At 66.4% G+C, this 19,285-nt stretch carries 15 protein-coding genes; 11 read left to right on the top strand and 4 right to left on the bottom strand.

The window, feature by feature from the left end; genetic code table 11:
* Positions 1-78: 78 nt before the first annotated feature.
* Positions 79-510, bottom strand: a complete 432-nt coding sequence (locus ACZ5CM_RS11265) for a DUF1489 family protein (protein WP_464638778.1) — start codon at positions 508-510, stop codon at positions 79-81.
* Positions 511-728: 218 nt separating this feature from the next.
* On the opposite strand from ACZ5CM_RS11265, the gene ACZ5CM_RS11260 reads away from it, so the two are divergent.
* The 10 genes from ACZ5CM_RS11260 (at position 729) to ACZ5CM_RS11215 (ending at position 13,843) form a co-directional block, all read left to right on the top strand.
* Entirely contained in the window at positions 729-1,295 is a 567-nt protein-coding gene (locus ACZ5CM_RS11260) for a c-type cytochrome (protein WP_464638776.1), read from the top strand.
* A 207-nt stretch (positions 1,296-1,502) separates the two neighbouring features.
* A complete protein-coding gene (locus ACZ5CM_RS11255; RefSeq protein WP_464638774.1) occupies positions 1,503-3,806 on the top strand; it encodes an adenosylcobalamin-dependent ribonucleoside-diphosphate reductase in 2,304 nt (767 codons plus the stop codon).
* A gap of 275 nt (positions 3,807-4,081) precedes the next feature.
* Positions 4,082-4,615, top strand: coding sequence for a ferredoxin-type protein NapF (napF, locus tag ACZ5CM_RS11250; RefSeq protein WP_464638772.1), 534 nt, complete (start codon positions 4,082-4,084; stop codon positions 4,613-4,615).
* The gene (locus ACZ5CM_RS11245; RefSeq protein ID WP_464638770.1) at positions 4,609-4,878 is read left to right on the top strand and encodes a chaperone NapD; all 270 of its coding nucleotides are present in this window, start codon (positions 4,609-4,611) and stop codon (positions 4,876-4,878) included. Before napF ends, ACZ5CM_RS11245 begins: the two co-directional genes overlap by 7 nt.
* 16 nt (positions 4,879-4,894) lie before the next feature.
* Entirely contained in the window at positions 4,895-7,396 is a 2,502-nt protein-coding gene (gene napA, locus ACZ5CM_RS11240; protein WP_464638768.1) for a nitrate reductase catalytic subunit NapA, read from the top strand.
* Between the two features lie 23 nt (positions 7,397-7,419).
* Positions 7,420-8,226, top strand: a complete 807-nt coding sequence (napG, locus tag ACZ5CM_RS11235) for a ferredoxin-type protein NapG (RefSeq protein ID WP_464638766.1) — start codon at positions 7,420-7,422, stop codon at positions 8,224-8,226.
* Positions 8,223-9,146, top strand: coding sequence for a quinol dehydrogenase ferredoxin subunit NapH (gene napH, locus ACZ5CM_RS11230; RefSeq protein ID WP_464638764.1), 924 nt, complete (start codon positions 8,223-8,225; stop codon positions 9,144-9,146). The genes napG and napH overlap by 4 nt, the downstream gene beginning before the upstream one ends.
* A 20-nt stretch (positions 9,147-9,166) precedes the next feature.
* On the top strand, positions 9,167-9,607 hold the full coding sequence (locus ACZ5CM_RS11225; protein ID WP_464638762.1) for a nitrate reductase cytochrome c-type subunit: 441 nt from the start codon (positions 9,167-9,169) through the stop codon (positions 9,605-9,607).
* A gap of 33 nt (positions 9,608-9,640) precedes the next feature.
* Positions 9,641-10,282: a NapC/NirT family cytochrome c gene (locus ACZ5CM_RS11220; protein ID WP_464638760.1), complete on the top strand. Its 642-nt coding sequence runs from the start codon at positions 9,641-9,643 to the stop codon at positions 10,280-10,282.
* A gap of 768 nt (positions 10,283-11,050) precedes the next feature.
* The gene (locus ACZ5CM_RS11215; protein ID WP_464638758.1) at positions 11,051-13,843 is read left to right on the top strand and encodes a Hint domain-containing protein; all 2,793 of its coding nucleotides are present in this window, start codon (positions 11,051-11,053) and stop codon (positions 13,841-13,843) included.
* 114 nt (positions 13,844-13,957) lie between these two features.
* Here the strand turns inward: ACZ5CM_RS11215 and ACZ5CM_RS11210 are convergent, their stop codons facing one another.
* The 3 genes from ACZ5CM_RS11210 to ACZ5CM_RS11200 all read right to left on the bottom strand — a co-directional run bounded on the left by ACZ5CM_RS11210 (position 13,958) and on the right by ACZ5CM_RS11200 (position 17,844).
* Positions 13,958-14,560 carry a nucleotidyltransferase family protein gene (locus ACZ5CM_RS11210; protein WP_464638756.1) on the bottom strand — a complete coding sequence of 201 codons (603 nt, stop codon included), beginning with the start codon at positions 14,558-14,560 and terminating at the stop codon, positions 13,958-13,960.
* Positions 14,561-14,675: 115 nt separating this feature from the next.
* Positions 14,676-17,084, bottom strand: coding sequence for a GcvT family protein (locus tag ACZ5CM_RS11205; protein WP_464638754.1), 2,409 nt, complete (start codon positions 17,082-17,084; stop codon positions 14,676-14,678).
* A gap of 148 nt (positions 17,085-17,232) precedes the next feature.
* Positions 17,233-17,844 carry a TetR family transcriptional regulator C-terminal domain-containing protein gene (locus ACZ5CM_RS11200; RefSeq protein WP_464638752.1) on the bottom strand — a complete coding sequence of 204 codons (612 nt, stop codon included), beginning with the start codon at positions 17,842-17,844 and terminating at the stop codon, positions 17,233-17,235.
* Positions 17,845-18,007: 163 nt separating this feature from the next.
* Between ACZ5CM_RS11200 and ACZ5CM_RS11195 the strand changes: the two genes are divergently transcribed.
* Positions 18,008-19,258 carry a Zn-dependent hydrolase gene (locus tag ACZ5CM_RS11195; protein ID WP_464638750.1) on the top strand — a complete coding sequence of 417 codons (1,251 nt, stop codon included), beginning with the start codon at positions 18,008-18,010 and terminating at the stop codon, positions 19,256-19,258.
* Positions 19,259-19,285: the final 27 nt, after the last annotated feature.

Genomic DNA, 19,285 nt, shown 5'->3' with positions numbered 1-19,285 from the left:
GCCCCGAGCAGATGCGAACCGCGCCTGCGGCGCGGTGCCTCCGGCGGGAGTATTTTTGGCAAGAGGAAGGGGGCGGGGTCAGAGCACGCCGATTTCGGCCAGGGCGCGGTTCAGCCGTTCCGGGATCGGATCGTCGCGGTCGCGGCTTTCGGGCAGGTCGGGCGGGGCGTCTTCCGCTGCAAGATAGCGCCAGCCCTGGAAGGGACGGCGCGAGGCGGCCTGGGTGCGGTGGACCTTCGGGTCGAGGATGATGCCGCAGCGGCGGATGCCGTCCTGACCAGTCACCTCTTCCAGGCGCAGGATGCGCTGGCGGCACAGGATGGCGCCGCGGATGACCCAGTAGAGCGAGCCTCCGGCCAGCAGTTCGGCGCTGCGTTTCGGCCACATGCGGGTGACGTGGCGCACCGGCGCGTCGCCGTTCCGGCGGCGCATTTCGGCCCGGTGGGATTCGAGATGTTCCACCGACTCGATGCCGACGCAGAGTTTCACCAGGTGGACCGTGCCGCTCAATTCCGCCTCCTTGACGTGCCCCGTGGCGCGTTTTCTCGGGCTTCAGCATAGGGGATGCGGCGGGCTTGGCAATCGCCGGGAGCGATAACGGGAATGTGAGCAATCCGTGATGGTCCTGCCGGTGGGACGGGGGTAGGCTCGAAACCGGGAACGGCCGGGCCGGAGGGGTTGGGGATCCGGCCGTCTCTCGTCGAAACAATCCCTTGATGGAGGCCGCCATGTTCAATCGTTCAGGTCTGACCGGTGCCGTTCTTGCCGCTGCCCTTGCCGGCAGTGCAGCCTATGCGAGCGACGGAGAGACCCACGAGCCGCAGATTTCCGACCAGATGTCGCGGTCGGGGTTCCTTCTGGAGAACGGGCTGGTCATTCCTTCCTTCGACCCGGAAAAGGGCCGCAAGCTGTTTGCCGCCAAGGGCTGTGTGGTGTGCCATTCCGTCAACGGCATCGGCGGCGTGGATGCGCCTGAATTTGCCGCCGAATACATGGACGAGACCATGAACGCCTTCGAGTTCGCCGCCCGGATGTGGCGGGGCGCGGCGGCGATGGTGGCGATGCAGGAAGAGGAGCTGGGAAGCCAGATCGATCTGGACGGCGAGGAACTGGCGGCGATCATCGCCTTCCTGCATGACGAGGACGAGCAGAAGAAGTTCAGCCGGGCAGACATCCCCCATGACATCGAGGAGCTGATGCACGGCGACGAGGGCGAGGAACAGGAGGGGGCTCCGCACGAGGAGGTCGAGGAACACCCCGAGGGAGATGCCGGCCCCACCGGGCACGACAACTGAGGAGCGTGACCACCGGGCGGGCGTGCAGGGCGGTCCGGGGGCATCGGCCCGGCACCACAAGATCTGCGCCCGTTGCCCGCCCCATGCCCCAGAGGTGGCGTATCCCCCGGTGCCTTGTGACATCCGGAGGAGGAATGGCGGATTGACCGGCGCCGGCCTTCGGCCTAGGTTGAGAGCCCTTCATTCACATCGGGACGAAGCCGCAAGATGAGCCGATTCACCGCCCCCATCGCCGAGCAGATCTGGGACATGAAATACCGCCTCAAGGACGAGGACGGCACGCCTGTGGACCTGACGGTCGAGGACAGCTGGCGGCGAATCGCACGGGCTCTGGCCGTGGTCGAGAAGGATCCCGCGCATTGGGAGCGGCAATTCTACGGGGCGCTCGAGGATTTCCGCTTTCTGCCCGCAGGGCGGATCACCGCCGGCGCCGGCACTGGGCGCGAGGTGACGCTGTTCAACTGCTTCGTCATGGGCACCATTCCCGACAGCATGGGCGGCATCTTCGACATGCTGAAGGAGGCCGCGCTGACCATGCAGCAGGGTGGCGGCATCGGCTATGATTTCTCGACCATCCGCCCGCGCGGGGCCCGCGTGGCGGGGGTGGCGGCGGATGCCTCGGGGCCGCTGTCGTTCATGGATGTGTGGGATGCCATGTGCCGCACCATCATGTCGGCCGGCTCGCGCCGCGGCGCGATGATGGCCACCATGCGCTGCGATCATCCCGATATCGAGGATTTCATCTCCGCCAAGTCCGACCCGGCGCGGCTGCGCATGTTCAACATGAGCGTGCTGGTGAGCGATGCCTTCATGGAGGCGGTGAAGGCCGATGCGCCGTGGGAACTGACCTTCGGCGGCAAGGTCTGGCATGTGGTGAAGGCGCGCGACCTGTGGAACCGGATCATGCGTGCGACCTATGATTACGCCGAGCCGGGGGTGATCTTCATCGACCGCATCAACGCCATGAACAACCTCGCCTATTGCGAGGAGATCCGCGCCACCAACCCCTGTGGCGAACAGCCGCTGCCGCCCTATGGCGCCTGCCTTCTGGGCTCGATCAACTTGGCCCGGCTGGTCGCCGAGCCGTTCGAGGCGGGCGCGCGGCTTGACCTGGCGGCGCTGGAGGATCTGGTGGCGGTGGCGGTGCGGATGATGGACAACGTGGTGGACGTGTCGCGCTTCCCGCTGCCCCAGCAGGCCGAGGAGGCCCGCAACAAGCGCCGCATCGGGCTGGGGGTGACGGGGCTGGCCGATGCGCTCTTGATGCTGGGGCTGCGTTACGGCTCGGACGCGGCGGTGCGCCAGACCGAGGAATGGCTGCACGCCATCGCCCGCGCGGCCTATCTGGCCTCGGTCGATCTGGCGAAGGAAAAGGGGGCGTTTCCCCTGTTCGATGCGGAAAAGTACCTGGCCAGCGGCAACATGCGGCAGATGGACGAGGACGTGCGCGCGGCGGTGCGCGAACACGGAATCCGCAACGCGCTGCTGACCTCGATCGCGCCCACCGGCACGATCAGCCTCTATGCCGGCAATGTCAGCTCGGGGATCGAGCCGGTCTTTGCCTATGCCTATACCCGCAAGGTGCTGCAGCCCGACGGCTCGCGCACCGAGGAAGAGGTGGTGGATTACGCGGTGCAGCTATGGCGCGAGAAATTCGGCGACCGCGAGCTGCCCGATCACTTCGTCAACGCCCAGACGCTGGCGCCGGCCGATCACGTGCGCATGCAGGCGGCGGCGCAGAAATGGGTGGATTCGTCCATCTCCAAGACCATCAACTGCCCCGAGGACATCTCCTTCGAGGATTTCAAGGATGTCTACATGATGGCGTGGGAGACGGGCTGCAAGGGCTGCACCACCTACCGGCCCAACGCGGTGACCGGTTCGGTCCTGTCGGTGAGCGAAGATGCCGACAAGGCGCCGGGCGAGGCCGGAGCGCAGCAGGCGCAGGCGGCGGCCGGGGATGGCGACGCGGAGGGGGCCGAGGTGGTCTACATGTCCGAACCGCTGGGCCGGCCGCAGACGCTGGAGGGGCAGACCTACAAGCTCAAGTGGCCCGACAGCGAACATGCCATCTACATCACCATCAACGACATCGTCATCGGCGGACACCGCCGCCCGTTCGAGGTGTTCATCAACTCCAAGAACATGGAGCATTTCGCCTGGACGGTGGCGCTGACACGGATGATCTCGGCGGTGTTCCGGCGCGGCGGCGACGTGTCCTTCGTGGTCGAGGAGCTCAAGGCCGTGTTCGACCCCCGTGGCGGGGCGTGGATGAATGGCAAGTACATCCCCTCGATCCTGGCGGCCATCGGCGGGGTGATCGAACAGCACATGATCTCGATCGGCTTCCTCGAGGGCGAAGGGATGGGGCTGAAATCCGACCCCCAGGCGCGGGTGGTCAACATGGAGGCGCCGCGGGGCAGGGCCTGCCCCAGCTGCGGCCAGTACGACATGCGCATGATCGAGGGCTGCATGACCTGCGCAAGCTGCGGCTATTCGAAATGCGGGTAAAGGCTCGCCCCCCGGCATGAAGGGGGCGTCCGCGGCGCGATTCGCCGATCGGCCCCGGATGACGGGTTGACCTTACGTAACGGGTTGCCGATGGTCGGGCGCGTTCCGCGTCCCGGCCAGGGCGCATTCATTCCCCGGACAAGATGCTTGCGATAACAGTTCCCGGTGATGGGGCACGACGCTATGCCGAAAACGCCGCTGGCGCCATGACTTAAGTCAAATCACGGTTTCGTGAGTCCTTATAACATCTTCGTGAGCCACAAGCGATTCCCGTCATGTCGGCGGGGACGGAATTCAATCTGGTTTCGGCGATGCAGGGCAACAGGCGGGCTTTCCTGAGTGGGGCGTTCACGCAAGCGCCCGTGATGCGGCCCCCCGGCGCCGGTGGCGAGGACTCCTTTCGCGAAAACTGCAACGGCTGCGGCGCGTGCATCAGTGCCTGCCCCGAAGCGGTGCTGCGGGCGGATGCGCGCGGGCTTGCGCGTTTCGATCCCTCTCTGGGCGCCTGCACCTTCTGCGCGGCCTGCATCGCGGCCTGCGAAACCGGGGCGCTGGCCTCGGGGCGGCCTTGGCCATGGCGGGCCGAGGTTGCGCAGGGCTGCCTGTCGCTGACGGCAGTGCAGTGCCGCGCCTGCCAGGATCATTGCGATTCCGGCGCCATCAGCTTTCGCCTGCTCACCGGCGGGCGGGCCGCGCCGCGGATCGACGCGGATCTGTGCGTCGGCTGCGGCGGCTGTGCCGCGGCCTGCCCGGTGGGGGCGATTCGATTTTTCCGACAGAAACAGGACGTAGAGCCGCTGACATGCTGAACATTTGCGGATGCCTGGTGCATGCGGTGCCCGATCGCGCGGCCGAGGTCGTCGCGGCCATCGATGCCGTGGACGGGGCCGAGGTCCATGGCCGCGAAGGCGGGCGCATCGTGGTCACCGCCGAGGATACCGGCGACCGGCTGGCCTCGGACGTCATCATGGAACTGCACCAGATCCCCGGCGTCCTGGCCGTGACGCTGACCTACCACCATTTCGAGGAGCCGGACGAAGCGCCCGGCGATCTCGCCCACGCCACACTTTGAACGGGAGAAACAACCCATGACCTTGCCAACGTCCCGCCGCTCGTTTCTGAAGGCGACCGCAGCCGCGGCGACGGCTTCCGCCGCCGGGATCACCCTGCCCGAAGGGGCAAATGCCCAGCTTCCCGGACCGGACATCCGCTGGGACAAGGCGCCCTGCCGGTTCTGCGGCACGGGCTGTTCGGTGCTGGTCGGGGTGAAGAACGGCCGCGTGGTGGCGACCCAGGGCGACCCGGATGCGCCGGTGAACCGCGGCCTCAACTGCATCAAGGGCTATTTCCTGTCCAAGATCATGTATGGCAAGGACCGCCTGACCACGCCGCTGCTGCGCAAGTCGAACGGCGTCTATGACAAGAATGGCGAGTTCGAGCCGGTCAGCTGGGACGAGGCCTTCGACATCATGGCCGAGAAGTGGAAGGAGACCCTGAAGAAGAAGGGCCCGACCGCCATCGGCATGTTCGGTTCCGGCCAGTGGACCGTGTGGGAGGGCTATGCCGCGGTCAAGCTGATGAAGGCGGGGTTCCGCTCGAACAACATCGACCCCAATGCGCGCCACTGCATGGCCTCGGCGGTGGCCGCCTTCATCCGCGGCTTCGGCATCGACGAGCCGATGGGCTGCTATGACGACCTGGAGGCGGCCGATACCTTCGTGCTGTGGGGCTCGAACATGGCCGAGATGCACCCGATCCTGTGGTCGCGCCTGACCGATACCCGCCTGACCAAGCCCGGCTGCGAGGTGCATGTGCTGTCCACCTTCGAGCATCGCAGCTTCGAGCTGGCCGACAATGCCATCATCTTCAAGCCGCAGACGGATCTGGCGATTCTCAACTACATCGCCAACTACATCATCCAGACCGGCGCGGTGAATGAGGAGTTCGTCCGCAACCACGTCAACATCACGAAGACCAACACCGACATCGGCTATGGGCTGCGTCCCTCGGACCCGCGCGAGCAGGCCGCCGCCAACCCGGCCCATTCGGGCAAGCACGGCAAGCTCACGCCGATCAGCTTCGAGGAATATGCCGAGGCCGTCAGCGAATACACGCTCGAGAAGGTGTCCGAGATGTCCGGCGTGCCGGCGGCGAAGCTCGAACGCCTTGCCCGGCAATATGCCGACCCGAACCGCAAGGTGATGAGCCTGTGGACCATGGGCTTCAACCAGCACACCCGCGGCAGCTGGGTGAACGGGCTGATGTACAATGTGCATCTTCTGGTCGGCAAGATTTCCGAGCCCGGCAACTCGCCGTTTTCGCTGACCGGTCAGCCCTCGGCCTGCGGCACTGCGCGCGAGGTCGGCACCTTCGCCCACCGCCTGCCGGCAGACCTGGTGGTGATGAAGGAGGCCCACCGCGACATCGCCGAAAAGATCTGGGGCCTGCCCAAGGGCACCATTCCGGGCAAGCCGGGCTATCACGCGGTGCTGCAGAACCGCAAGCTGCATGACGGCGAGCTGAACTGCTACTGGGTGCAGTGCAACAACAACATGCAGGCCGCGCCCAACATGAACGAAGAGGGCTGGCCCGGCTATCGCAACCCGGAAAACTTCATCGTCGTCTCGGATCCCTATCCGACGGTAACCGCCATGGCTGCCGACCTGATCCTGCCCACCGCCATGTGGGTGGAAAAGGAGGGCGCCTACGGCAATGCCGAACGGCGCACCCAGTTCTGGCGCCAGCAGGTCAAGGCGCCGGGCGAGGCGAAATCCGACCTGTGGCAGGTGATGGAATTCTCCAAGCGCTTCCGCGTCGAAGAGGTCTGGCCCGAAGAACTTCTGGCGCAAAAGCCGGAATACCGGGGCAAGACGCTCTATGACATCCTGTTCGAGAACGGGCAGGTGAACCGCTTCCCGCTGAAGGACACCGCCAAGGGCTTCCCCAACGACGAGAGCGATCACTTCGGCTTCTACGTCCAGAAAGGCCTGTTCGAGGAATATGCCAGCTTCGGGCGCGGCAAGGGTCACGACCTCGCTCCGTTCGAGATGTATCACCAGGCCCGCGGTCTGCGCTGGCCGGTGGTGGGCGGCAAGGAGACGCTGTGGCGCTTCCGCGAGGGCTATGACCCCTATGTGAAGCCGGGCGAGGGGGTGAAGTTCTACGGCAAGAAGGACGGGCGGGCCAACATCATCTTCGCCCCCTACGAGCCGCCCGCCGAGGTCCCGGACGATGAATACGACCTGTGGCTGGTGACGGGCCGGGTGCTGGAGCACTGGCATTCGGGCTCCATGACCCGGCGGGTGCCCGAGCTGCACCGCTCCTTCCCGGCTTCGGTGGTGTTCATGCATCCCGAGGACGCCAAGGCGCGCGGGCTCAAGCGCGGGCAGGCGATCGAGATCTCGACCCGTCGCGGCACGGTGCTCAGCCGGGTCGAGACGCGGGGCCGGAACAAGCCGCCCCGGGGCGTGGTGTTCTTCCCGTGGTTCGACGAAAGCCAGCTGGTCAACAAGCTGACGCTGGATGCGACCTGCCCGATTTCGAAAGAGACCGACTTCAAGAAATGCGCCTGCAAGGTCGAACGCGCCTGACCTGAAGAGGGAAAGGGAAACCCATGTCCGCCGCCCGCCGCAAGACGATGCCCATGGACCGGCGCCGCTTCCTGAAGGATGCAGCGCGCGGGCTGGCGGGTTGCGCGGTGGCGGGCATGGGGCTGGCCTGGCTGGCCACCGGCGCGCGCGCCCTGCCGGCCCAGGCCCTGCGCCCGCCCGGCGCGCTGGGCGAGGAGGATTTCCTGTCCGCCTGCATCCGCTGCGGGCTGTGCGTGCGCGACTGCCCCTATGACACGCTGAAACTGGCCGAGCTGGGGGTGGACGGTCCGGCCACCGGCACGCCCTATTTCACCGCGCGCGAGATTGCCTGCGAAATGTGCGAGGACATCCCCTGCGTGGCGGCCTGCCCGTCCGGGGCGCTCGACAAGGGGCTGACCGACATCAACGATGCGCGCATGGGCACGGCGGTGCTGGTCGATACCGAGAACTGCCTGAACGCGCTGGGGCTGCGCTGCGACGTGTGCTACCGCGTCTGCCCGCTGATCGACGAGGCGATCACGCTGGAGTTGCAGCACAATGCGCGCTCGGGCCATCACGCGATCTTCCTGCCCACCGTTCATGCCGATGTCTGCACCGGCTGCGGCAAGTGCGAAAAATCCTGCGTGCTGCCCGAGGCGGCGATCAAGGTGCTGCCCGCCCGCCTGGCACGCGGGAAGGCGGGGGATCACTACCGGCTGGGCTGGGAGGAGAAGGAAAAGGCCGGCGGGCCGCTGGTCGAGGGGGTGATCGACCTGCCCGACCGGATGCCCGACCCTTCGATGGAGGGGGGATTCACCCCGACCTTCAAGCTGCCGGGGGCGAAGCCATGAACATGAAATCCCGCACCCCCGTCGGCCGCGAGGCGGTTCTGAAATTCGGCTGGTGGCGCGCCCATCGCTTTCTGATCCTGCGCCGGCTGTCGCAGCTGTTCTTTCTGGCCCTGTTCCTGCTGGGGCCGTGGTTCGGCATATGGTGGGTCAAGGGCAACCTTTCGGGCTCGCTGACTTTCGGGGTGCTGCCGCTGACCGATCCCTTCATCGCCGTGCAGTCCCTTCTCGCCGGGCACTGGCCCGAGCTGACCGCTCTGGTCGGGGCGCTGATCGTCGCCGTCGTCTATGCGCTGATCGGCGGGCGCGTCTATTGCAGCTGGGTGTGCCCGATCAACCCGGTGACCGATGCCGCCCACTGGCTGCACCGCAGGCTGGGCATGCCCAAGGGCTGGCAGCCCGGGCCGGGCACCCGCTGGTGGGTTCTGGCCATGGTTGTGGCGGTTTCGGCGCTGACCGGAACCATCGCCTGGGAGGTGGTCAACCCGATCTCGATGCTCCATCGCGGGCTGATCTTCGGCATGGGCTTTGCCTGGACCTTCGTGGTCGCCGTGTTCCTGTTCGACTTCGCGCTGGCGCGGCGGGGCTGGTGCGGGCATCTGTGCCCGGTGGGCAGCTTCTACGGCCTGCTGGGGACGAAATCGGTGCTGCGGGTCTCGGCCCCGCGCCGGGCTGCCTGCGACGACTGCATGGACTGCTTCGCCGTCTGCCCCGAGATGCACGTCATCACCCCCGCCCTTCGGGGCGCCGCCGGCGATACCCCCCTCATCCTTTCGCGCGACTGCACCAATTGCGGTCGCTGCATCGACGTCTGCGCAATGGACGTCTTCACCTTCACTCACCGTTTCGATGACACGGACGCCCCTGCCCGTGAAACCCGAACCAGACCGCAACCCGCATCCGGTGCCAGCCGCGCCGCCTGAGCAAGCAACGGAGTAAGCTCATGAAAAAAACAATTCTCATCAGCGTCCTGACGGCCTCCGCCCTGGTGGCGGCCGGCCTTGCCGTCGCCCAGTCCGGCACATCCGGCGTGCGCAGCCTGCGCAATGCGCCGATCGACGAGGTCGCCGAGGTGCCCGGCGTGTTCCACCAGGACGAAAAGAGGTTCGGGCGCAACTACCGCCAGCAGCCGCCGCTGATCCCGCACACGATCTCGCGCTACCAGATCGACCTGCGCGCCAACCAGTGCCTTGCCTGCCATGACTGGACCAATGCAGGCGAACGGGGGGCGCCCACCCTTTCCATGACCCATTATCTCGACCGCGAGGGGCGGCAGCTCGACCGGGTGGCCGGCACCCGCTGGTTCTGCACCCAGTGCCACGTGCCGCAGGCCGATGCGCCGGCGCTGGTGGAGAACACCTTCCGGTCGACGGCCGGGAAATAGGAACCGAGGCGACAGAGCGCGAGGACAGGAAACATGTCGGACAACATCAGCAAAGGGGACCGGCCGGGGATCATCCGCCGCGTCTGGAAATTCCTCACCCGGCCCGCCGTGGCCATCACCTCCGGGGCGCTTCTGGTTGCCGGTTTCGTCGTCGGCATCCTGTTCTGGGGCGGCTTTCACTGGGCGCTTGAACTGACCAACACCGAAAGCTTCTGCATCAGCTGCCACGAGATGGAAGACAACGTCTATGCCGAGTACGAGGGCAGCATCCACCAGAACAACGGCTCGGGCGTGCGTGCGACCTGCCCGGACTGCCACGTGCCCAAGGACTGGGGCCCGAAGGTGGTGCGCAAGATCAAGGCGTCCAAGGAGCTTTACGGCCATTTCATCACCCGCTCGATCTGGACCCGCGAGAAGTTCGAGGCCAAACGGCTGGATCTCGCAAGGAACGAGTGGCGCAGGATGAAGGCAACCGACAGCCGGGAATGCCGCAACTGCCACAGCTTCGAGTTCATGGACTTCACCTTGCAGGCAAACCGCGCCGCGCAGAACCACCAGAAGGCGCTGGACGAGGGCAAGACCTGCATCGACTGCCACCAGGGCATCGCTCACAAGTTGCCCGAAGGGTATCTGGAGGCCTATCGCGAGGTGGCACAGCAGGTCGAGGGCAACTGAGCCGACCTTTCCGCTGCACTTGCCGGGGCAGGCCGCCGCCTGCCCCGTTTTCGTTTCTCCTGCCGGCGCCGGCAAGAAGACCGATTCCCGGAAACGGCCGGATTCGGCAGGGAATCGCCGCGATTCGAACCCCGCCACCCCCGATCATGACCTCGGGGCGGCAACAATCCGGGGCATTCTCGAAATTTGGTTCCGGGTCCGGGACATCCATCGGGGTGAAATGGGGCAGAAACATGTCGGGCCGCGCCATGGGCAGAGTGGCGGCCAACAGGTTCATAAATGGAAACAATCTGGCGGAACATTTTTTGGGAAGCCGGAAAGGCGCCGTATTTTCAGTGTGTTGGCTTTACGCCCGGTTTGATTTGTCTCTCATATGAGAACATTTCCGGGCCTTTCGGAGAGTATTTCCTGGCAAGTCCGGGGCAATTGGGGCGAGGTTGGTCCCGAATTGCGGCAAATTTGTTGCATCTTCTGCTTCCGGTGGGCGGGCTCTGCGCGTAATTTCTGTTCAGCCCAACTGGGGGGTGATGTCTGACGGTCAATGGGGGCGACCGCGCGGTTTCGCATCGGGACGATGCGGGAGAAGCGAGTGCGATCGCCACGCGGCATCTGAGCTGCCGCATGAAGGATGCCAGTGCTTCTTTTCCCTTGTTCCCGAACGCCCGGCCGAACGGTTGCCCTTCGCGCCAATTGCATCATGCCTCGGGTGAAAAGGAATTTGGCAGCGACCGGCGTTGAAGTGACGGCCTCGCGGAAGTGGAGACCACGATGAGTAAGAAGTCGGAACACGAGCATTCGAAAGCTCACGAGCAGGAGCACCAGCACGGTAGTTCCAACGCGCACGAGCATGGGCATGACCATGGGCAGGGGCTCAAGCTTGGCCATGTGTTCGGACACGGGCATGACGGCGATGATGGCGACGGGGATCACGACGATACCGGCGGGCCGGCGGGCGGCAACGGCATCGTGGACGGCACCGGGCAGGCCGACCTGATCGACCTCTCCTACACCGGCGACCCCGAGGGCGACCGGATCGACAATGGCGACGCGATCCAGCCCGGCCTCGGCCCGGACGACGACATCGTGGATGCGCGCGGCGGCGACGATACCGTCATGGCCGGCGCGGGCGACGATACCGTCTATGCCGGCAGCGGCGCCGACGAGGTGCAGGGCGGCGCGGGAGATGACGTGCTGTATGGCGATTCCAACGCCCCCGGCGAACCGCAGACCGTCCGCGAGGTATTCCGCTGGGAGCTGGCGCCGGACCCGGATGGTGACGAGGACGAGGCCGAATACGACGACGATCACGAGGACGACGAGCCCCACGACATCGACGAAGGCGATGACCTCAGCGGCGGCTTTACCCAGGACACGGGGCATGTGACCGTTTCGTTCAACGTGCTGGAACAGTCCGAGCCGGTCGATACCTCGTTCACCGAGATCGAGCATGATGTCGATGGTGTGGCCACTGATGGCGACGAGGCCGACGACGAAAGCGGCCTGAAATCCATCACCTACGGCAAGGGCAACGCGGCCCGCTACGAGCTGGCCTTTTCCGAGGCGGTGGGGAACGTTTCGTTCAGCATCAGCGACATCGACGGCGACGGCGTGGTTTCGGTCAAGGCGTTCGACGCAGACGGCAACCAGATCGAGGTGGACCTGACCGGCGGCGACAAGCTCGACCTGTCCGATGAGGATGGCGTGTCCGGCAACGACACCGCCGACAGCGAAGGCGGCTATGGCGAGGCCGATGACGGGCGCTATTCGGTGCTGGTGAGCATCCCCGGCCCGGCGGCCCGGATCGTGATCGAGCACTCGCAGGATGGCGGGGACAACAGCGGCGTCATCGTGTCGGATGTCTATTTTGACGTGCTTGATGCCGACACCGCCGAGGACGGCGACGATACGCTAGATGGCGGTGAAGGCGATGACGTGATCTTCGGCGAGGGCGGCGACGACGTGCTGATCGGCGGCGTGGGCGACGACAGCCTGGACGGCGGCGCCGGTGACGACCAGATCGATGGCGGTGACGGTTCCGACACCGTAGATGGCGGCGACGGCGACGACGTGATCGACACCCGCGGCGGCACGCCTCTGCCCGACCGGGGCTTTGCCGGTTACGGGTCGATCCCCCCGATCCCGGCCGATGCGGATATCTACGATGACCGCGACGTGGTGGATGGCGGAGATGGTGACGACGTGATCCTGACCGGCGATGATGTGGATGTGATCGACGGCGGCGACGGTGACGACACCATCGATGCCGGCATCGACGACGATGTGGTGGAAGGCGGCGCGGGCGACGACCTGATCGTGGGCGGTGAGGGGGCCGACCAGATCGATGGCGGCGATGGCGACGATACCATCTATGGCGGGCTGGATCCGGTCTTTCCCGATTTCCTGAACATCCCCGATGATGGCGTCGGCCAGCCGGCCGATCCGGATCCGACCAATGGGACCGATTACCTCGACGGCGGTGACGGCGACGACGTGATCTATGGCCAGGACGACGACGACACCCTGTATGGCGGGGCTGGCGACGACTACCTCGATGGCGGCATCGACGAGGACGAGCTTCACGGCGGTCGCGGCGACGACACGTTGATCGGCGGCCAGGGGGACGACCTTCTCGACGGCGGCAAGGGCGCTGACACGCTTGAAGGTGGTGATGGCGACGATACGCTGTCGGGCGGCAACGACCAGGCCGGGGATGAGGGCGACCTCATGCAGGGCGGTTACGGTGATGACCGCTTCGTCGATATCGGCGAGGGCGAGCACATCTTCGGCGGCGAGGATCCCGATGACGGCGATGTGGACGTTCTCGACCTGACCGGTGCGGCCGAGGCGGTCAATCCCGGCGGCAGCCTGACCGTCGAATATGACGCCGGCGACCCGGAATCGGGCACGGTGCGCTTCTTCGATGCCGACGGGAACGAGACCGGATCGACCCGTTTCCACGAGATCGAGCATGTGATTCCCTGCTTCACGCCGGGCACGCTGATCGCCACTCCGCAGGGGGAACGCCGGGTCGAGGATCTGCGCCCCGGCGACCGGGTCATCACCCGCGACAACGGCATCCAGGTCATCCGCTGGGCCGGGCGGCGCGACCTGAGCGCGGCCGAGCTGGCGCAGGCGCCGAACATGCAGCCGATCCTGATCCGCCGTGGCGCTCTGGGCATCGGCCTGCCCGAACGCGACATGCTGGTCAGCCCCAACCACCGGATCCTGATCGCCAACGAGAAGACCCAGCTCTTCTTCGAGGAACGCGAGGTTCTGGTGGCGGCCAAGCACCTGACCGGGATGGAGGGCATCGACCGGGTCGAGGTGGATGAGGTGAGCTATGTCCACTTCATGTTCGATCGCCACGAGGTGATCCTGTCCGATGGTGCCTGGACGGAAAGCTTCCAGCCGGGCGACCTGACGCTGGCGGGCATGGACGACGACCAGCGGGACGAAATCCTGGACCTGTTCCCGGAACTCGCTACCCGCGAGGGGCTGGGGGCCTTCGGGGCGGCGCGCCGGTCGCTGAAGAAATACGAAGCCCGGTTGCTCGTTCATTGAGAGGGGGACGGGCCGGCAACCCCGATATGCAGCTATCCGCGCGAATCGGGGCGCGCGACCGAGGGGGCAGGGCGGGCAACCATCCTGCCCCTTCCGTTTTTTTCCGGGTGCGCCTCAGCCGCGCCGCCCGGCCAGCCATTCGGCCCAGGCTTCGGGCGTGTCCAGGTCCAGCCGCGCATGCCTGCCCGGCAGGGGCACCGGTTCGACCTGTCCGGCGTGACGGCGCACGACCTCGCCCGCTCCGCCGTCTCCGCCGAGCGCGGCAAGTTCGGGCCACAGGTCACGGGCGAAGACGACCGGGTGGCCGGGCTTTCCGTCGCTGGTCGTGCCGCGCCAGATCAGCCGGTCGGGATGGCTCTCCACGGCCTTCAGAACGGTTTCCAGATCGGCGGTGGTCAGCTCGGGCAGGTCGGCCAGCAGGATCATTACCGCCCGCGCCCGCCCCGGCACCCGGGCAAGCGCCGCCCGCAGGCTGGCATTCATCCCCTCGCCGGCATCCGGCACCGGCACCTTCGTCACCGCCAGCCCCGCGAGGGCCTCATGGCGGGGGTGCGGGGCGGGAGGAAGCGCGACGATCACCGGCTGGCCGGTTGCCCGCGCCCTCTGCGCGCTGCGCCGCAGCAGCGGTTCGCCGTCCACTTCGATCATCAGCTTGTCGCGCCCGCCCATGCGAGACGAGGAGCCCGCGGCAAGCAGCAGGACGGGGACGAGTGGCAAGCGGTGTCTCCTTCGGCGGACGGGTCGGTGCACGTGGCCGGGGGCGGGGGCCTCCGGCGGGAGTATTTTCGGCAAGAGGAAGGGGAAAGGAAAGCCGGAAACGCTCCTTCCCGCCTCAGCCGCGCATCCGTGCGCCGTCGGCGTCGAAGAGCGGTTCGGTAATCACCCGGGCCGGGCGCATCTGGCCGAGGATCTCGATTTCGACGGCGAGCCCTTCGGCGATGCGGTCTGCGGGCAGAAAACCCAGCGCCACGGATTTCCCGGCATGGTGCGACCAGCCGCCCGAGGTGCAGAAGCCCTGCACCCGCCCGTCGAGCCAGATCGGTTCGTAGGCGTTCACGTCGGCATCGTCCACGTCCACCTCGAAGGCGCAGAGGCGTCGGGAGGGGCCGGTGGCGCGTTCGGCCTCGGCGGCGGCGCGGCCGATGAAATCGGCATCCTTCCGGAACGAGATGAAGCGGTCGAGCCCGGTTTCGGCCGGGGTGTAGTCGGGGGAATATTCGCGCAGCCACGAGCCGAAGAACTTGTCGAGCCTGAGTGACATCATCGCGCGCATGCCGAAGGGGGTGATGTGGTGGGGCTGACCCGCCTGCCACAGGGTCCACCACAACTGCCGCTGCCCCATCGGGTCGCAGAAGATTTCAAAGCCCAGATCCCCGGTATAGCTGATCCGCTGCACGATGCAGTCGGTCATGCCCAGGACCATGCGGCGCACATCCATGAAGGTCATGTCCGAGGCGTCCTCGCGGGTGCAGGCGGCGAGAACCTCGCACGCTTTCGGTCCGGCGATCTGGAAGCCGGTGCGCCGGTCGGAGATGTTTTCGACCGCGACGCCGTCTTCTCGGTTCCGGTGGAACCAGCGCAAGTGAAACGCCTGCGCGCCGTAGGAGGCGGTGAGCTGGAACTCGTCCTCGTCAAGGCAGGAGACGGTGAAATCGCCGATGATCCGGCTCTTGGGCGACAGCATCGGGGTCAGGCTCAGCCGCCCCGGCGCAGGCACGCGCCCGGCCATGATCCGGTTCAGCCAGTCGCGCGCGCGCGGGCCGGTGACGCGGTATTTGCCGAAATTGTGGATCTCGTTGATGCCGACGCCTTCGCGCACGGCCCGCACCTCGCGCCCGATCGCGGCGAAGGCGTCCGAGCGGCGGAAGGAGGGGGTTTCGAAGGCCGGCTCGCCCTCGCGGGCGAAATAGTTGGGCACTTCCAGCCCGTATTGCTGCCCCCAGACCGCGCCCATGTCGGAAAAGATGTCGTACATCGGCGTGGTGCGGTGGGGGCGGGCTGCGGGCAGTTCCTCGTTCGGGTAGGAGACCGAGAACCGCCTCTGGTAGTTCTCGATCACCTTGGGCAGGGTATAGCCCGGCGTGATCCAGTCGCCGAACCGGGCCACGTCCATGGCGAAGACGTCGCGTTCGGGTTCGCCCTCGACCATCCATTGCGCGAGGCAAAGCCCGACGCCGCCGCCCTGGGAAAACCCCGCCATCACCCCGCAGGCCGACCAGTAGTTGCGCATTCCCGGCACCGGGCCGACCAGCGGGTTGCCGTCGGGGGCGAAGGTGAAGGGGCCGTGGATCACCGACTTGATTCCGGCGCGCTCCAGCACCGGGAAGCGGCGGTAGGCAAAGGCGACGCTGTCGGCGATCTTGTCGAAATCGTCGGGCAGCAGCTCGTGGCCGAACTCCCACGGCGTGCCGTCCACCGCCCATGGCTTGCAGGGCTGTTCGTAGAAGCCGATGCACAGGCCGCGCCCTTCCTGCCGCAGGTAGGATTCGCCGGAAGGATCCATCACGTGGGGGTGTTCGCTGTCGCGCTCGTAGATTTCGGGGATGTCATCGGTGACGAGATACTGGTGCGCCATCGGGTGCAGCGGGAAATAGATGCCCGCCATGGCGCCCACCTCGCGTGCCCAGAGGCCGCCGGCATTGACGATGTGCTCGGCATGGATGGTGCCCTTGTCGGTGACCACGTCCCACGTGCCGTCGGCGCGCTGGTTCGTCTCGCGCACCATGCAGTGGGTCTCGATCGTCGCTCCGGCCATGCGGGCCGCCTTCGCATAGGCATGGGTGGTGCCGGAGGGATCGAGATGCCCGTCGAGCGGGTCGTAGAGCGCGCCGATGATCCCATCGGTATTGGTGATCGGGGCGATTCGCCTGATCTCCTCGGGGCCGATGATTTCGGTTTCCAGCCCCATGAAGCGGTGCTTGGCCCGTTCGGCCAGCAGCATGTCGAACCGGTCGCGGTCGTCGGCCAGCGTGATGCCGCCGACGTGGTGCAGGCCGCAGGACAAGCCGGTGATCTCTTCCAGCTCCTTGTACAGCCGGATCGTGTAGCCCTGCAGCGCGGCCATGTTGGTGTCGCCGTTGAGCGTGTGAAATCCGCCCGCGGCGTGCCAGGTGGACCCCGAGGTGAGTTCGGAGCGTTCCAGCAGCATCACGTCGCTCCAGCCGAGTTTCGTCAGGTGGTAGAGAACGGAACAGCCAACGACGCCTCCGCCGATGATGGCGACCTGGGTGGTGGTCTTCATGGGGCCCTCCGGGGTTGTTTCCCGTCGAGCCTGCGCCGCTGTCGGCGGGCCCTGCAAGTCGGAAACCGACAGATCATGTCGTTTGCACAATGCCGCGCCGGTGGCGCGAAGCCGTTTTCGCGGGCCGCCGTCCCCGCGGCGCGGCGGCTCAACCCGGCGTCAGAAGCCTGCGATAGAGCGTCTCGACGAATTCCGGCGCGCCGTCGAACGGGTCCTCGCTGCCCAGCACCGCGCGCACCTGCACGTCGAAATCGGCATAGTGCTGGGTCAGCGACCAGATCGAGAAGATCAGGTGATAGGGGTGGACGCGGGCGATTCGGCCCTCCTCCATCCAGCGTGAGAGAAGAGCAGCCTTTTCATCGACCAGCGCCTTGAGTTCGGTCGACAGGACCGCGTGGATGCGCGGGGCGCCCTGGACGATCTCGTTGGCGAAAAGCCGGCTTTCGCGGGGGTAGTCGCGGCTCATCTCCAGCTTGCGCCGCACATAGCCGAGGATTTCCTCCAGCGGGTCCCCCTCCGGGTCGAGGGCGCGCAGCGGGTCCAGCCATGTATCCAGAAGCTTTCCCAGCAGTTCTTCGTGGATCGCCTCCTTGGAGGGGAAATAGTAGAGCAGGTTGGGTTTCGACAGGCCGGCGGCGGCGGCGATCCGGTCCACGGTGGCGCCGCGATAGCCGAGCGCGGAAAACACGTCCAGCGCGGCCTCGAGAATCGCGGCGCGGTTGCGGGCCTGGATGCGCGTGGGTTGGCGGGGGCGGGTCATCGTCGGGCCGACTCCTGGGTTGCTCGGAAATTGTGCGTTTATACCCCGGAGGCGAAAAAGGGCAGCGGCATTTTCTTGACTGACCGCAATCCCGTGATAGCGTTGCTTTGACCAGTTGGTCAAATCATTCGACAGCGAGAACCGGCAGCAGGGGGATTGGACGATGGCGGCACCGGCCGAGAATCTCAGGATCAACGGCGAGAGGCTGTGGAACAGCCTGATGGAGATGGCGAAGATCGGCCCCGGCGTGGCGGGCGGCAACAACCGGCAGACGCTGACGGATGCCGATGCCGAGGGGCGCGCGCTGTTCCGCAAGTGGTGCGAGGCGGCGGGGTGCTCCATGGGCGTGGACCAGATGGGCAACATGTTCGCCCGGCGCGAGGGCACCGACGCGCAGGCGCTGCCGGTCTATGTGGGCTCTCACCTCGACACCCAGCCCACGGGGGGCAAGTATGACGGGGTGCTGGGGGTTCTGGGCGGGCTTGAGATCATCCGCACGCTGAACGATCTGGACATTCGCACGAAGCATCCGATCGTGGTGGTGAACTGGACCAACGAGGAGGGCACGCGCTTTGCTCCGGCGATGCTGGCCAGTGGCGTGTTTGCCGGGGTGCATGATCAGGACTGGGCCTATGCGCGCGAGGATGCGGAAGGAAAGAAGTTTGGCGAGGAGCTGGAGCGGATCGGCTGGAAGGGCGATGAGCCAGTCGGCGCGCGCAAGATGCATGCGTTCTTCGAGTTGCATATCGAGCAGGGTCCGATTCTCGAGGCCGAGGGCAAGGATATCGGCGTCGTCACCCACGGCCAGGGGTTGAGCTGGACCCAGGTGACGGTGACCGGGAAGGACGCGCATACCGGCTCGACCCCGATGCCGATGCGCCGCAATGCAGGCCTTGGCATGGCGCGGATGCTGGAGCTGGTGGACGAGATCGCCCTGTCCCACGCCCCGCACGCGGTGGGGGCGGCCGGTCATATCGATGTCTATCCCAATTCGCGCAACGTGATCCCCGGCAAGGTGGTGTTCACGGTGGATTTCCGCAGCCCCGAACTGGCGGTGATCGAGGACATGGAGCAGCGGTTCCGCGTGGGTGCGGAGAAGATCGCCGCCGACATGGGGCTGGGTGTCGCGTTCGAGAAGGTGGGCGGTTTCGACCCGGTGAAGTTCGACGAGGGCTGCGTGTCGGCGGTGCGGCGCGCGGCCGAGCGGCTGGGCTATTCGCACATGGACATCATCTCGGGCGCGGGGCACGATGCATGCTGGATCAACCGGGTGGCGCCGACGGCGATGGTGATGTGTCCCTGCGTGGACGGGCTGAGCCACAACGAGGCCGAGGAGATCAGCCCGGAATGGGCCGCGGCCGGGGCGGATGTGCTGTTTCACGCGGTGGTGGAGACGGCGGAGATCGTGGAGTGAAGGGTGGAGCGTTTCGGGGCCGGCCGG

The sequence above is a fragment of the Piezobacter thermophilus genome, from assembly GCF_055386745.1.
The sequence above is the reverse complement of the archived record's forward strand: the minus strand, read 5'-3'. Positions and strand labels throughout refer to the sequence as shown.

What these genes read in the sequence shown, in the direction of transcription:
- ACZ5CM_RS11260 (WP_464638776.1), top strand. Translation starts at nt 729, where the DNA reads ATGTTCAATCGTTCAGGTCTGACCGGTGCCGTTCTTGCCGCTGCCCTT.
- ACZ5CM_RS11255 (WP_464638774.1), top strand. Translation starts at nt 1,503, where the DNA reads ATGAGCCGATTCACCGCCCCCATCGCCGAGCAGATCTGGGACATGAAA.
- napF (WP_464638772.1), top strand. Translation starts at nt 4,082, where the DNA reads ATGTCGGCGGGGACGGAATTCAATCTGGTTTCGGCGATGCAGGGCAAC.
- ACZ5CM_RS11245 (WP_464638770.1), top strand. Translation starts at nt 4,609, where the DNA reads ATGCTGAACATTTGCGGATGCCTGGTGCATGCGGTGCCCGATCGCGCG.
- napA (WP_464638768.1), top strand. Translation starts at nt 4,895, where the DNA reads ATGACCTTGCCAACGTCCCGCCGCTCGTTTCTGAAGGCGACCGCAGCC.
- napG (WP_464638766.1), top strand. Translation starts at nt 7,420, where the DNA reads ATGTCCGCCGCCCGCCGCAAGACGATGCCCATGGACCGGCGCCGCTTC.
- napH (WP_464638764.1), top strand. Translation starts at nt 8,223, where the DNA reads ATGAACATGAAATCCCGCACCCCCGTCGGCCGCGAGGCGGTTCTGAAA.
- ACZ5CM_RS11225 (WP_464638762.1), top strand. Translation starts at nt 9,167, where the DNA reads ATGAAAAAAACAATTCTCATCAGCGTCCTGACGGCCTCCGCCCTGGTG.
- ACZ5CM_RS11220 (WP_464638760.1), top strand. Translation starts at nt 9,641, where the DNA reads ATGTCGGACAACATCAGCAAAGGGGACCGGCCGGGGATCATCCGCCGC.
- ACZ5CM_RS11215 (WP_464638758.1), top strand. Translation starts at nt 11,051, where the DNA reads ATGAGTAAGAAGTCGGAACACGAGCATTCGAAAGCTCACGAGCAGGAG.
- ACZ5CM_RS11205 (WP_464638754.1), bottom strand. Translation starts at nt 17,084, where the DNA reads ATGAAGACCACCACCCAGGTCGCCATCATCGGCGGAGGCGTCGTTGGC.
- ACZ5CM_RS11200 (WP_464638752.1), bottom strand. Translation starts at nt 17,844, where the DNA reads ATGACCCGCCCCCGCCAACCCACGCGCATCCAGGCCCGCAACCGCGCC.
- ACZ5CM_RS11195 (WP_464638750.1), top strand. Translation starts at nt 18,008, where the DNA reads ATGGCGGCACCGGCCGAGAATCTCAGGATCAACGGCGAGAGGCTGTGG.